Annotated in this window: 15 protein-coding genes; 5 read left to right on the top strand and 10 right to left on the bottom strand. The window is 68.1% G+C overall.

The genetic code is table 11. From position 1 onward, the window contains the following. Window positions 1-4: 4 nt before the first annotated feature. From ACSQ3D_RS08815 to atzF, 10 genes are all read right to left on the bottom strand, one after another. Entirely contained in the window at window positions 5-931 is a 927-nt protein-coding gene (locus ACSQ3D_RS08815) for an ABC transporter permease (RefSeq protein WP_436126599.1), read from the bottom strand. Then, the gene (locus tag ACSQ3D_RS08820; protein ID WP_436126600.1) at window positions 928-2,028 is read right to left on the bottom strand and encodes an ABC transporter permease; all 1,101 of its coding nucleotides are present in this window, start codon (window positions 2,026-2,028) and stop codon (window positions 928-930) included. Before ACSQ3D_RS08820 ends, ACSQ3D_RS08815 begins: the two co-directional genes overlap by 4 nt. 13 nt (window positions 2,029-2,041) lie before the next feature. After that, complete coding sequence (locus tag ACSQ3D_RS08825) at window positions 2,042-3,163, bottom strand: BMP family ABC transporter substrate-binding protein (protein ID WP_436126601.1); 1,122 nt, start codon at window positions 3,161-3,163, stop codon at window positions 2,042-2,044. Between the two features lie 255 nt (window positions 3,164-3,418). Next, window positions 3,419-3,796, bottom strand: coding sequence for an oxalurate catabolism protein HpxZ (hpxZ, locus tag ACSQ3D_RS08830; RefSeq protein WP_436126602.1), 378 nt, complete (start codon window positions 3,794-3,796; stop codon window positions 3,419-3,421). Window positions 3,797-3,810: 14 nt separating this feature from the next. Then, window positions 3,811-5,229: an AtzE family amidohydrolase gene (locus tag ACSQ3D_RS08835; RefSeq protein WP_436126603.1), complete on the bottom strand. Its 1,419-nt coding sequence runs from the start codon at window positions 5,227-5,229 to the stop codon at window positions 3,811-3,813. Beyond that, window positions 5,226-5,435, bottom strand: a complete 210-nt coding sequence (locus ACSQ3D_RS08840; RefSeq protein WP_056421395.1) for a DUF4089 domain-containing protein — start codon at window positions 5,433-5,435, stop codon at window positions 5,226-5,228. The genes ACSQ3D_RS08835 and ACSQ3D_RS08840 overlap by 4 nt, the downstream gene beginning before the upstream one ends. Further along, on the bottom strand, window positions 5,432-6,253 hold the full coding sequence (locus ACSQ3D_RS08845) for an ABC transporter ATP-binding protein (RefSeq protein WP_436126604.1): 822 nt from the start codon (window positions 6,251-6,253) through the stop codon (window positions 5,432-5,434). Before ACSQ3D_RS08845 ends, ACSQ3D_RS08840 begins: the two co-directional genes overlap by 4 nt. After that, window positions 6,250-7,080, bottom strand: coding sequence for an ABC transporter permease (locus tag ACSQ3D_RS08850; RefSeq protein WP_436126605.1), 831 nt, complete (start codon window positions 7,078-7,080; stop codon window positions 6,250-6,252). The genes ACSQ3D_RS08845 and ACSQ3D_RS08850 overlap by 4 nt, the downstream gene beginning before the upstream one ends. 11 nt (window positions 7,081-7,091) lie before the next feature. Further along, window positions 7,092-8,099, bottom strand: coding sequence for an ABC transporter substrate-binding protein (locus ACSQ3D_RS08855; protein ID WP_436126606.1), 1,008 nt, complete (start codon window positions 8,097-8,099; stop codon window positions 7,092-7,094). A 42-nt stretch (window positions 8,100-8,141) separates the two neighbouring features. Beyond that, window positions 8,142-9,884, bottom strand: coding sequence for an allophanate hydrolase (gene atzF / locus ACSQ3D_RS08860; protein ID WP_436126607.1), 1,743 nt, complete (start codon window positions 9,882-9,884; stop codon window positions 8,142-8,144). Window positions 9,885-10,259: 375 nt separating this feature from the next. On the opposite strand from atzF, the gene ACSQ3D_RS08865 reads away from it, so the two are divergent. From ACSQ3D_RS08865 to ACSQ3D_RS08885, 5 genes are all read left to right on the top strand, one after another. Then, a complete protein-coding gene (locus ACSQ3D_RS08865) occupies window positions 10,260-11,306 on the top strand; it encodes a histone deacetylase family protein (protein ID WP_056421390.1) in 1,047 nt (348 codons plus the stop codon). Continuing rightward, window positions 11,303-12,400 carry an NAD(P)/FAD-dependent oxidoreductase gene (locus ACSQ3D_RS08870; RefSeq protein ID WP_436126608.1) on the top strand — a complete coding sequence of 366 codons (1,098 nt, stop codon included), beginning with the start codon at window positions 11,303-11,305 and terminating at the stop codon, window positions 12,398-12,400. Before ACSQ3D_RS08865 ends, ACSQ3D_RS08870 begins: the two co-directional genes overlap by 4 nt. Before the next feature lie 138 nt (window positions 12,401-12,538). Continuing rightward, a complete protein-coding gene (locus ACSQ3D_RS08875) occupies window positions 12,539-12,844 on the top strand; it encodes a DUF883 family protein (protein WP_056421388.1) in 306 nt (101 codons plus the stop codon). A gap of 42 nt (window positions 12,845-12,886) precedes the next feature. Further along, window positions 12,887-13,282, top strand: coding sequence for a phage holin family protein (locus tag ACSQ3D_RS08880; RefSeq protein WP_056423341.1), 396 nt, complete (start codon window positions 12,887-12,889; stop codon window positions 13,280-13,282). After that, window positions 13,282-13,614: a hypothetical protein gene (locus tag ACSQ3D_RS08885; RefSeq protein WP_436126609.1), complete on the top strand. Its 333-nt coding sequence runs from the start codon at window positions 13,282-13,284 to the stop codon at window positions 13,612-13,614. Before ACSQ3D_RS08880 ends, ACSQ3D_RS08885 begins: the two co-directional genes overlap by 1 nt. The last annotated feature ends 70 nt before the right edge of the window (window positions 13,615-13,684 follow it).

Consider the following 13,684-nt stretch of genomic DNA (forward strand, 5'->3'; position numbering starts at 1 on the left):
TCCTTCAAGACTGTTTGGTGGAAGAGAGTTCACCGGGGCTGCCGGTGGCGACACTGCCGGGCTTGCAGGTCACGACCAGGATCAGCAGCGTCAGCACATAGGGCACGGTGTTGAACAGGTGGTAGCCCCAGCCCACACCCACCGACTGCAGCGCCGGGCCGATGGCGCCGGCACCGCCGAAAAGCATGGCGGCAACCAGGCAGCGCAGCGGGTTCCAGCGCGCGAAGATCACCAGTGCGACGGCGATCAGGCCCTGGCCGCTGGAGATGCCCTCGCTCCAGCTGCCGGGGTAGAACAGGGTGAGCGAGGCCCCGCCCAGCCCGGCGATGAAGCCGCCGGCCGCCGTGGCCGCGATGCGGATGCCCGGCACCGAATAGCCCAACGCCCGCGTGGCGTTGACCGAGTCGCCTGCCACCCGCACCAGCAGGCCCCAGCGCGTGCGCGCAAAGGCCCACCACAGGAACACAGCCAGCACGATGCCCAGTGGCAGCAGGGCGTTGACCTGCAGGGCCGACTGCACCACGGGCGAATCGCTCCAGCCGCCCAGGGGCAGGGCGGGGATCTGCGGAGCCTGCGGCTGGATCAGCGGCTTGCCCAGGTAGAAGGCGAGGCCCGTGCCCAGCAGCATCAGCGCGATGCCGGTGGCCACATCGTTCACGCGCGGAAGCGAACACAGCACGCCGTGCAGCGTGGCCAGCACGGCGCCAGCGGTGGCACCGGCCAGCACCCCGAGCCAGGGCGATCCGGTGACGTAGGCGCCGCCGAAGGCGGTCATGGCCGAGAGCACCAGCACACCCTCCAGACCGAGATTGATGCGGCCCGACTTCTCGGTGAGGCACTCGCCCAGGCTCACGAAGAGGAAGGGTACGCCCACGCGCAGGGCCCCGCCCACGATGCCGGCAATCAGGGCAATCCATTGGTCTGCGGTCATATCGCCTCCCCATTCGCGGTGGGCGGGGCGCTCGGCGTCGTCGGCTCGGCGGGCCGGCTGCGCCGCTGGGCCCACAGGGCCCGCCAGTCCACGTCGCGCAGCGCCTCGCTGGCCAGGATCAGCACGAAGGCAATGCCTTGCAGCACCATCACCGAGGCGTCGGGCAGGCCCAGGCGGCGCTGCAGCAGGCTGCCGGCCGCGCCGAAGCCTCCGAACACGATGGCCACGGGGATGATCGCGATCGGGTGGTGCCGCGCAATGAAGGCCACGAGGATGCCGGCATAGCCGTAGCCCGCGATCAGCGCGCCATTGGCATTGGTGTGAACCGCCGCCACCTCCACGGCACCGGCCAGGCCTGCCGCCGCGCCGCCCAGGGCACAGGCCACCAGGATCAGGCGCGTGGCCGGCAGGCCCACCAATTGCGCGGCACGCGGGTTCCCGCCCACCACGCGGATCGAGAAGCCCGAGGCGGTGAAATGCAGCCACAGGCCCAGCGCCACGCAGGCCAGCACGCCCAGCACCAGGCCCCAGTGCACGTCCGAGCCGCCGATACCGCCGATCAGCAGGCCCGGATCGAGGCTGGGCGTGGCCGGCTTGTTCAGGCTGGCCGGGTCGCGCAGCGCGCCCTCTACGAAGTGCTTGAACAGGCCGATGGCGACGTACGACAGCAGCAGGCTGCTGATGGTCTCGTTGATCCCGCGGTACTGGCGCAGCCAGCCCGCCAGCATGATCCACAGCGCGCCGGCCACGGCGCCAGCGGCGCAGGCCAGCGCCGTGCCCGCCACATGGCCGGGCAAGGCCACGGCCATGGGCAGCGCCGCGGCGGCCAGGCCGCCGAGCACCAGCGCGCCCTCGCCGCCGATGATGGTCAGCCCCGCCCGCGCAGGCAATGCCACGCACAGGGCCGTGAGCATCAATGGCGCAGAACGCTGCAGGGTGTTCTGCCACGAGAACCAGTCGCCGAACGCGCCCTTGAACAGCGTGAGCCACATGTCCACTGGGTTTACGCCCGCCAAGCCGACGAAGCCGCCGAACAGCAGCAGCGCCAGCCCGATGGCGGCGATGGGCAAGAGGACGTCCTTGGCGGCCGAGTGCATGGCAGTCCCTTGCTTAGAACGAACCCAGGACGCCTTCGACCAGGTAGTCCATCTTTTCCAGCTCCAGGTCGGTCTGCTTGAACGACTTGCCGCTGGCGATGACCTCCTTGCCCTTGTTGTTCTTGAGCGGGCCCTTGAAGATGTCGAAGCTGCCCGCGATCATTTTCGCCTTGGTGTCGTCGGCCTGTTTCTTGGCCGCGTCGCTCACCGCAGGGCCGTAGGCGGACATCTTCACGAAGCCTTCCTTCAAGCCCCCGCGCAGGAAGTTGGGGTGCGGCTTGCCGGTGCGGGCCGCCTCGATGATGGTGGTGTAGGCCGTGAGCCAGTTCCATTCGGCGCCCGTCAGGTAGGCCTGGGGCGCCAGCTTGGCCTGGCTGGCGTGGTAGCCGCAGACCATCTTGCCGCGCTTGGCCGCGGTTTCGACAATGACCTTGGGCCCGTCCACGTGCATGGTGAACACGTCGCAGCCCTGGTCGGCCAGGCTGTTGGTGGCCTCGGCCTCCTTGACGGCCATGGACCAGTCGCCCGTGAAGATCACGCTGCAGGTGATGCCCGGCTTGACCGAGCGCGCGCCCAGCGTGAAGGCGTTGATGTTGCGCAGCACCTGCGGGATGGGCTTGGCCGCGATGAAGGCGATCTTGCCGCTCTTGCTCATGTGGCCGGCCACCACGCCGTTGAGGTACTGGCACTCGTCGATGTAGCCGAAGAAGCTGCCCGCGTTCTTGGGGTGCTTGCCCTCGGTCCACATGCCGCCGCAGTGCGAAAAGCGCACGTCCGGGTACTTGGCGGCCAGGGCCAGCAGGTGCGGGTCGAAGTAGCCGAACGATGTGGGGAACAACAGCTTGGCGCCGTCCTGCGCGATCATGCCGGTCATGGTCTTTTGCACGGCGGCGGTCTCGGGCACGTTCTCCTCTTCCACCACCTTGATGCCGGGCATCTTCTTGAGCTCGGCCGCAGCCTGCGCATGGGCCTGGTTGTAGCCGTAGTCGTCGCGCGGGCCCACATAGATCACGCCCACGGTGGGCGGGGCCTGTGCGTTGGCCTGCATTGCCCAGCCGCCCAGGGTGCTTGCAGCGCCCAGCGCCGCAAGGGCTTGGAGGGATTCGCGGCGGTTCGGGTGGGCAAGGCGGGACATGGGTTTCTCGTGTTTCATGGCGGTCCTTTCGGCAGGGGTTGGATAAAGGGGAACAGAAAGAAATCGAGAGAGGTGCATTACTCTGGCCTCTGGCCTCTGGCCTCTGGCCGCGCTATGCCCGAAGCCGCTGCCACTGGCGCGGCCAAGGCCAGTGCCCCCGCGCAAGGGCCGCCCCGCCGCGCTGGGGGCGTCCCCCTCCCGACTCGCGCAGCGAGACGAGAGAGGGGGAAGGCGCGTAGCGACTCAGGGGGTGCTTCATAGAAGGCTCACGTGGGCTGCGACAACGCGCCAGCCGGCCTCGGTGCGCAGCCAGGTCTGGCTCTGGCGGCCGGTGCGGGCGCTGCCCTCACGCTGGAATTCGACATTGGCGGTGGCGAAGTCGCGGCCGTAGGTGGTGATCACGGTCTTGAGCAGGCGCCGCTGCAGCCCCTGGGCCGGGCGCCCGGCGCGAAAGGCCTGGATCTGCGCGTAGCCGTACAGGTTCTCGGTGGCGCCGTAGCGCAGGGTGTGGGGGCTGTCCCAGAAGAGCTCGTCGAGCACCTCCACCTTGTTGTGCACCAGGGCATCTTCGTAGCGGGCGAACACGTCCTCGACCTCGGCGAGCACCTCGGGCTGGTTGATGGTGTAGGGCATGAAAAAGATGGCTTTCACAAAGTGGCGATGGGCGCGCGGCAGATGCCCGCAGCCTCCAGCACGGTGGCGGCACGCAGCGCCAGGTCTTCGCGCCAGGGCGCCGCGATGATCTGCACGCCGATGGGAAGGCTTGCGTGCGCGCCCCACACCGGCACGGCGCACACCGGCAGGCCGATGCATGAGAGGGGCTGGGTCAGCAGGCCCATGTTGGGGCGCAGCGGCAGGTCGCGACCGTTCAGGTTGAAACGCTCGGTGCCGATGGGCGTGGCCGCGCAGGGCGTGGCAGGGGCCAGCAGCAGGTCGTAGCGCGACAGCACCCGTGCGGCTTCGTGGGCATAGCGGCTGCGCACGCGCTGGGCGCGTGCCACCCAGGCGGCAGGGATCAGCGCGCCTGCCAGGAAGCGATCGCGTGACAGCGGCTCGAAGTCGGCTGCGCGCGTGCGCAGGTTGTCGAGGTGCAGGGCACCCGCCTCCGCATTGGTGATGAGGAAGGCCGCCGCGCGGCCTGCCTCCACCAGTGGCAGTTCCACCGGCTCGGCCTCTGCGCCCAGCGCCTGTGCCACCCGGGCCACGGCAGCGCGCGCCTCGGGCAGGGCGTTGTCGGCAAAGTAGCCGCCCAGTACGCCGATGCGCAGACCGGTGATTCCCGTCTCCAGGTCGTGGGCCACCGGGTCTGCGGGCCTCTGCGCGCAGCCTGCATCGGCGTGCGTGCCAGGCGCCTGCGGGCCTTGCATGGCGTCGTAGGCCAGCGTCAGGTCGCGCACGCTGCGCGCCATGGGGCCCAGGTGGTCCAGGCTGGAGATGAAGGGAAAGCTGCCCGTGCGCGGCAGCCGCCCGAAGGTGGGTTTGAGTCCGAACACGCCGCACAGCGAAGACGGCACACGGATCGAACCATTGGTGTCCGACCCGAGCGTGATGGGCACCTGGCCCGCAGCCACGGCCGCGCCGGAGCCGCCCGACGAACCACCGGCGATGCGCGCCAGGTCGTGCGGGTTGTGGCAGGGGCCCTCGTGGCTGTTCTCGGTGGTGAAGCCGTAGGCGTACTCGTCCATGTTGAGCGCCCCCACCAGAATGGCGCCTGCGGCCTCCAGGCGCTGCACCAGCAGACCGTCGGCCCGGGCGGGAGGGCGGTCGCGCTCGATCTTGGAGCCGGCCAGCGTGGTGAGGCCCGCCACGTCGAACAGGTTCTTCACGGCAAAGGGCACGCCCAGCAGGGGCAGGGCGGCCTGTGTCCCCGCAGCCAGGCCGGCATCGATGCGTGCAGCGCGCGCCAGGGCACGTGCCCGCAGCACGGCGGTGAAGGCGTTGACGCGGGCGTCGGTCTGCTCGATGCGGTCCAGGCAGGCCGTCACCAGCGCCGTGGCCGATACGTCGCGCGCCGCCACGGCCTGTGCCATGCCGGCGGCGTCCTGTTGCCACCAGGGCGCGGTCATGCGCGGCCTCCCTCAGGCGGCACCACCGGGACGAAGGCCATGGCGGGCTCGTCCGTCGTGGCCAGCGGCACGGCGTTGACGGTGTCGGCAAAATCGCTGGCCAGCGCCAGGTAGCCGAGCACGGCCGCGCGGTGTTCGGGCGCGATGGGCAGGCCGATGGCGGCCGAGGCCGCGTCGAGGTAGCGTTCCAGCTCGGTGGCGTTCATCGGCGCACCTCGCGCTGGAAGATCTCCAGGCTGAGCTTTTTCATCGCCACGAAGCTCGGCTCGCTCAGCGTGGCCAGCGTACGTGGGCGCGCGTCTTCGTAGTTCAGGATCTCGGCCACCTTGGTAGGGCGCTTGGTCAGCAGCAGCACTTCGTCGGCCAGGTAGACGGCTTCTTCCAGGTCGTGCGACACCAGCAGCATGGTCGTGCCGGTCTGCATGAACACCTCCTGCAGCTTCTCGCGGATGAACAGCGTCATCTCGAAGTCGAGTGCCGAGAAGGGCTCGTCGAGGAACAGCACCTCGGGGTTGGGCGCCAGCGCGCGCATGATGGACGCCGTCTGCTGCTGCCCGCCCGAGAGTTCGTAGGGGTAGCGGTTGAGGTCGAACTTCACGTCGAACGAGGCCACCAGTTCGGCCATGCGGCGGTCCACCTCGGCCTTGCTCTTGCCTTCGAGCTTGAGCGGGTAGGCGATGTTGTCGATGGTGCGCATCCACGGGAACATCGCCTCGCGGTAGTTCTGGAAGACGTAGCCGATCTTCGTGTCCTTGAGGCTCTTGCCATCGAACAGGATCTCGCCGCGGTCGATGGGCACGAGGCCCGCGATCATGTTGATCAGCGTGCTCTTGCCGCACCCGTTGGGGCCGAAGACCGAGACGATCTTGTGCTTGGGGATGTCGAGGTCGAAGTCCTCGTACAGCGGCCAGCCCGCGAAGTACTTGGTCAGCCCACGGATGGTGATGTGGGTGCCGGCCGGGCCGGGCGTGAAGACACGCTGGGGCACATCGGCATACACGGCGCCATTGACGACGGCGTTCATCGGCCGCTCCAGTGCACGATCCTGCGTTCGGCGATCAGAAAGAGAATGTTCAGGGCATAGCCCAGGGCGCCTGCTGCCAGGATGGCGGCGTACATGCTCTTGACGTTGAGCACCTGCTGCGCATCGATGATGCGGTGGCCCAGGCCGTTGTCCGAGCCGATGAACATCTCGGCCACGATGACGATGACCAGCGCCATCGACACGGCCGAGCGCAGGCCGACGAAGGTGGGTTGCAGGCTTTCCCAGATCAGCACGTCCTTGAAGATCTGCCAGCGCGATGCGCCCATCACGCGCGCCGCCATGACGCGCTGCTTGCGGGCGTTGATGACGCCATAGGCGCTGTTGAAGATCACGATCAGGAAGGCGCCGAACGCGGCGATGGCTACCTTGTTCACATCCGACACGCCGAAGATCAACAGGAACAGCGGGATCAGCGCCGAAGAGGGGGTGGAGCGGAAGAAGTCGATCAGAAACTCCACGCTGCGGTACGCGCGCTCGTTGCTGCCCAGCAGCACGCCCAGGGGCACGCCGACCACGGCCGCGATCAAAAAGGCCTGCACCGTGCGCCAGACGGTCACCGCGAAGTCGAGCAGCAGCGGCCCGCCGGCCAGGCCGGTGACCAGCGTGAGCACGGTGGCGCCGGGTGGTGGAAGCAGGATGGGCTTGATGAAGCCCAGGCGCACCACCAGGTCCCAGAGGACGAACAGGGCCAGGGGGCCGACGAAGGGAAGCAGCCTGTCCCAGGCGGGCGTCTTGGGCACAGCGGATGCCGCCGTGCTCGCTGGCGGCGACCAGGCGCCGGCAGTGGTGGAGGTGGTTTCGGCCATGGTGCGCCCCTTCAGGCCTTGTAGATCAGGCTGTCGACCACGACCTTCTTCTCGAAGATGCCCTTCTCGGTGAACAGGTCGTAGAACTTCTGGAAGTACGCCAGGTCGCTGGGCTTGAACTCGTTGTAGAGCATGTATGAGGCCAGCGGCACCTCGGCCGTGAGCGCGCCTTCGATGGCGGTGTAGCCCTTCATGAACTGCCGGGCCTCGTCGGGCTTGCTGCGCACCAGCTCGATACCGCGGGCGTAGGCGGCGATGAACTTTTTGGCCACCTCGGGGTTCTTCTTGATGAACTCGCTGGTCAGGCTGGCTGCGCCGCCGTGCCAGGGCGCCATCGCATCGCCCAGGATGTACCTGGCCACAACCCCCGACTCGATGATCCGCGTGGTGCCGTTCATGCGGCCGATGGTGCCGGTGGGCTCCAGCGTGTAGCAGGCATCCACCTGGCCGGCCACGATGGCGGCGATGTGCTGGCCGATGGGTAGCTCGGTCACGGTCGCTCCGGTGGCGCCGGCGCGCTCCAGCATGGTCTTGCACAGCGTCATGTTCTGGATGCCGGGGCCCGAGGCGACCTTCTTGCCCTTGAGGTCGGCCATGGTCTTGATGGCGCTGTCCTTGCCGGTGATGAACTGGTCGAGCACGAACCTGGCGTTGCTCGGGTTGGTGGCAAAGATCTTGAAAAGACCCGGCTGGGCGATTTCGCCGATGGCCAGGTTGGCCGACCCCGTGCCGTTGGAACTGCCGTCGGAGCGGCCCGCGAGCATGGCCTCCATCACTTGCTGGGCGCCCGCGAACTTGAGCGGCTCTACGTCCAGGCCTGCCTCCTTGAAATAGCCTTTCTCCACCGCAGCGAAGAAAGGCAGCCCGGCCGCCACGGGCCAGAAGCCGATGCGGATCTTGGGCGCCGCCTGGGCGCGCACCAGCGCGGGTGCTGCCAGCACACCCAGGGTTGCGGCCGAGGCCTGCAAGATGCGGCGGCGCGATGCGCCCGTGGACGTGATGGAACTGTGGGATGTCATGGAAGGCTCCTGCAGCAGGGTTGGAGGGGAACAAACAGGGAATCAGGTGCCGGCCCTGAGCGACGCGATGTACGCCCGCCAGCCGCCAAAGTGGCTGATGTCGTGCGCACCGGCCAGCGCCAGCGGCTCGCAGATGAAGCCCTGCACGCTGCTGCCGTCGGCCAGGGTGAGCGTGCCTATGCCCAGCGGCTGCGGGATCAACGCGACGAAGCTGCCGTAGTTCGCGGCGGGCATGCGCCACACCTCGATGGCGATGCGCGTGCCCTGGCCCGGCGCCACACGCAGCAGGCCGGGCTTGGGCGGCACGGTGCCGGGCAGGGCGTAGAGCTGGTAGTCGGCGGCTGTCTCGGTCACCAGCTCCAGCGTGGCGCCGCGGTCTGTGAGCTGGCCGTTCAGCGGCATGCCGCTCAGGTGGGCACCGACCACGGCGACCCGTACTGTGGCGGGCGCCTGCAGCCCGGCGATGGGCTGGGGCACGGGCAAGGGCGTGCTGCCGGCGGCCTGGGGCAGGCCGGTGGCGTGGTGGTAGCGCTGGCCCAGCTCCGCCAACTGCAGGTCGCTGCCGCAGGGGCCTATCAGCGTGATGCCGAAGGGCAGGCCGTCGGCGCGCAGGCTGCTGGGCACCGCAATGGCGGCATAGTCCAGCAGGTTGACGAAGTTGGTGTAGGCGCCCAGGTTGCGGTTGAGCACCACCGGGTCGGCCTGCATGGCTGCGATCGTGTAGTGCGTGGGGGCCGTGGGCACCAGCAGCACGTCGATGGCCTCGGGGCCCTGCCACATCGGTGCCACCTGCTGGCCCAGGGCGCGCAGCCGGGTCTGGGCGTCACACAGGTCGGCCGCGCTGTAGCTGCGCCCGCTGGCCAGGATGCTGCGCACCGGCTCCACCACCTGGTCCTCGTGTTGGTCGAAGAAGCTGCGCACGGCGGCATAGCGCTCTGCCACCAGGGCGCTTTCGTAAAGCAGGGCCGCGGCCTGGGCCAGCGGCGCGTAGGGTATGGGCACCGGCGTGCCGCCCAGCGCCTGAAGGCGTGCCACGGCCTCGGCGAATGCCGCCTCGGCCGCTGCATCGCCGAAGAACTCGAGCACATCGGGCACGCCGAAACGGAAGCTGGCGGGCAATGGCTTGGTGGCCAGGGTGAGCTGCCGCCCATAGGGGTCTTGCCCGTCATAGCCCTGTGCGACCTGGAGCACGCGGGCCGCCACGTCCACCGTGCGCGCGAAGATCGAGACACAGTCGGCGCTCTGCGCGGCCGGCACCACGCCCCGTGTACTGACGAGACCCTTGGTTGGCTTGATGCCCACGATGTTGTTCAGCCCTGCGGGCACGCGGCCCGAGCCGGCCGTGTCGGTCCCCAGCGCGAAGTCCACCTGGTCGGTAGCCACTACATAGGCAGAGCCTGAACTGGAGCCACCGGACACGTAGGCGGGGTTGAGCGCGTTGGGTACCGCGCCATGCGGCGAGCGCGTGCCGTTGAGCCCGCAGGCGAACTGGTCCAGGTTGGTCTTGCCCACCAGCGTTGCCCCGGCGTCGAGCAGGCGCTGCACTACCGCTGCATGGGCCGTCGCCGTGTAGGCAAAGCCAGGGCAGGCGGCGGATGTGGGGTAGCCGGCCACGTCGATGTTGTCCTTGACCGCAAAGCGGAGGCCGCTGAGCGGGCCGCCAGCCCTGCCGGCGACAGCGGGCTCGCAGCGCACCAACCAGGCCTGCTCGGCCAATGGGAGGCGCGGTGAACCGTCAGGCACAGGAGGAAATTCGGCCACCAGGGAGTTTGTTGCTTGCACCATTTTGAAGAATTCAATCTTGGATACAAGAAGAGATGCAAGCGCTGTGCCAGGCCCGCTGAGTTCGCAGCGGATCGACAAGATCGATGTGCTCCCAGAGGCAGGCAGTCCCGCAAGAACTGCATTGCGCTTAGAGGGAAGCTCGTGGCTTTGGGGCCCGGACGATGTCTGGTACCGGCACATGAAGCGCGGCACGTGCGGCTGGGTGCCTGCCTGTGCTGCCAGCCCTGCCAGCCTTGCCTGGTGCCAGTTTTCGCTGCGGTGTGGTGCATGGGCAGCGTTTCGAGCGGTTTGGGACGCGCTAAAGTGGTGAGCCCTGCCTGCCTCCGTGGGATGCATCGACGGACGCGGGCAAAACCATTTCCTTTCTGTATCCGCATGATTTCTTTCCACAACCCCTTGCACCACCGGCATGCGCCGGTCCATGAGTTCTACCGGGGAGAGCGCGTGCCGTGCTTCGAGAAACCGGTCCGTGCCCAATATGTGGAGGACGCCCTGCTGGAGCGCGGCCATGGGCTGTTGGCGCCTGATGTGGACAGCACGCCGGTGCTGGCCCAGATCCATGCGCCGCGCTACCTGGCTTTTTTGCAGAGCGCATGGCAACAGTGGCTGGCACTGGACGCGGCCAACGCTTCGGTCCAGCCATTCCCGTCGGTGTGGCCGGTGCGCAGCCTGCGCAGCGACGTGGAGCCGGACAACTTCGTGGCGAAACTGGGTCTGTACTCCATGGACAACGGCACGCCCATGGCCGCGGGCACCTGGGAGGCCGTGAAGGCAGGGGCCGATGCCGCTGCCAGCGCAGCGGCCCGCGTGGCCCAGGGCGCGCGTGCCGCGTTCTGCTGTACACGCCCGCCGGGCCACCATGCAGGGCCCGACTTCATGGGCGGCTACTGCTTTGTCAACAACGCTGCCGTGGCGGCGCAGTGGCTGCGCAACCACGGGTCCGGGCGCGTAGCCCTGCTGGACGTGGACTATCACCACGGCAACGGCACGCAGAGCATCTTCTACGACCGTGCCGACGTGCTGTTCATCAGCCTGCATGGCGATCCACGCACCGAATACCCGTTCTACCTGGGCCATGCCGACGAAACCGGCGAAGGCGAGGGCGCAGGTTTCAACCTCAACCTGCCGCTGCCCGCGGGCACCACCGCCACGCAATGGTTCGCCGCGCTGGAGCAGGCCTGCGTGCGCATTGCGCAGTACCAGGCGGACACGCTGGTGGTATCGCTGGGGCTCGACGCCTTCGAGGACGACCCCATCTCGAAATTCGCGCTCAAGACCTCGGACTTCACCCGCCTGGGCGAGCGGCTGGCCGCCCTGGGGCTGCCCACGGTGTTCGTGCTCGAAGGCGGCTACGCGGCTGCCGAACTGGGCCACAACGCCGTGAACGTGCTCGATGGTTTCGAGCAGGCGGCCCCGCGATGAGCGAAGCTGTCGACTGCGTGGTGGTCGGTGCTGGCGTGGTCGGCCTGGCCGTGGCCCGTGCGCTGGCGCTGCAGGGGCGCGAGGTCATGGTGCTGGAGGCGGCCGATGCCATCGGCACCGGCACCAGCTCGCGCAACAGCGAGGTCATCCATGCCGGGCTGTACTACGCCACGGGCTCGCTCAAGGCGCGGCTGTGCGTGCAAGGCCGCGAGCTGCTCTACGCTTACTGCGCCGAGCGCGGCGTGCCGCACCGGCGCTGCGGCAAGCTGATCGTGGCCACGTCCCCGGAACAGATCCCGGCGCTGCAGGGCATCGAAGCGCGCGCGCGTGCCAACGGCGTTGGCGATCTGCAATGGCTCGATGCCGAGGCCGCGCAGGCGCTGGAGCCTGCGCTGCAGTGCGTGGCCGCTCTGCATTCGCCGAGCACCGGCATCGTCGACAGCCATGCGCTGATGCTCGCGCTGCAGGGAGACCTGGAGCACGCGGGTGGGATGGTGGTATTGAATTCGCCCCTGGCGCACGCTGAATGCGCGCCAAATGCTATTGAATTGGTAGCGGTTGACGGTACACGCCTGGTGGCGCGTTCCGTGGTCAATGCCGCCGGCCTGCATGCCCCCGGGCTGGCCGCACGCTTTGCGGGGCTCGGCGCCGCGCATGTGCCTGTCGCCCACTACGCCAAGGGCAACTACTTCACCCTGTCTGGCAAGGCGCCCTTCAGCCGGCTGATCTACCCCGTGCCGGAGGCCGCAGGCCTCGGTGTGCACCTGACGCTGGACCTGGGCGGGCAGGCGAAGTTCGGGCCGGACGTGCAGTGGGTCGACTCACCCGACGATCTGGCGGTGGACCCATCCCGTGGCGATGCGTTCTATGCCGAGGTCCGACGTTACTGGCCCGGTTTGCGCGATGGCGCGCTCGTGCCCGGCTATGCGGGCATGCGCCCCAAGATCCACGGTCCCGACGCCGCGGCGGCGGATTTCGTGATCCAGGGGCCATCGGTGCACGGGATCGCAGGGCTGGTCAACCTGTTCGGCATCGAATCGCCCGGGTTGACAAGTGCCCTCGCGATTGGGGAGCATGTGGCGGCGCTGGCTTGATCTGGCGCAAGCTGCTTGCACACCGTAACCTCTTGGGTCCCCGTCCTACGAAGGGGCTTCGGGCACGTGGCTAAGATGAAACCCAAGACCTCCTGTGTCGAGGTCCAACATTTTTTGTTGCTCTCAAGAAAGGCTTGTATGACTGTTTCCGACACCATCACCACGACCCAGGGCGAACTGGAAAAACTGGTGTCCGACCTGCGCGGGCTGCTGGCCAGCAAGGACCTGGACGCCGTGCCCGACATCAAAGTGCTGCGCCAACGCCTGGACGATGGCCTGCACAACGCCCGTGAATCCGCAGTCCGTGCGGCGCAGGACGCAGCACGCCAGGCCAAGGACGCTGCCCTCGCCGCAGACCGCTATGCGCACGATGAGCCATGGCGTGTGGCCGGTGCCGCTCTGGCCGTGGGCGCCCTCGTGGGCTTCGTGCTGGCCCGCCGTTAACCTGGTGCCGCGCCCTATGAAGCAAAGGTTCGGAGGCCGTCCATGAACTGGCTGTCCATTCTGGGGCTTGAAAGCTTGGTGTCCCGGTGGCGTGCCAACGTCATCGAGGCTGCCATCGCGGCCGAAGACCGCATGGATCTGGCGCGCCTGGAGTGGCAGGACCAGAAGCAGCGCTTGCAGCAAATGCTGGTGCTGACCATTCTGGTTGCAGGCCTCACGGTGGTGGCGCTGATCATGCTCTCTCTGGCCGTCCTCGTGCATTTTTGGGACACGCCACAGCGTACGCTGGTGGCCTGGATCGTTGCAGGTGTCTGGGTGGCCGGATGGGGCGCAACATTGCTGTCGCTGGTTTCGGTGGCCAAGCGGGCCAGTGATGGCTTTGCATTGACCCGCCGAGAACTGGCGCAAGACTGGCGTGACATCAAGGAGCGTTTGTAATGGCCGCCGCATCTCCAACCACTGCCGTCCCTGACGTGGCGGACGTTCCGCCGCCCACGGATGCGCAGCAAAAGGTCATTGATCGCATTGCCACCCAGCGCGCGCGCCTGCGTGCGCGCCGGGTTGCGCGGGCCCAGTCCCTGGCGCTGTCACGGCAACGTGAGGGCGCGGGCGGGATCGATGAGTCCATGGCACTGCGCCTGGCGGGTTTTGCCCGCGAACATCCCGTGGCCATGGTCGCGATGGCGGGTGTGGGCCTGGTGGCGGGGCCTCGTCGTCTGATCCGTTGGGCTGGCGTGGTGTTGCCGCTGTTGATGCGGCTGCGCCGCTGAGCGCTGCGCGCGTGCATCCCAAGGCCGCTGTCGTACAGCGGCTTTTTTTTGCCTTCCGACCGGCGAGAAG

The sequence above is a fragment of the Acidovorax sp. LjRoot117 genome, from assembly GCF_964252695.1.
Taxonomy (GTDB): Bacteria; Pseudomonadota; Gammaproteobacteria; order Burkholderiales; family Burkholderiaceae_C; genus Acidovorax.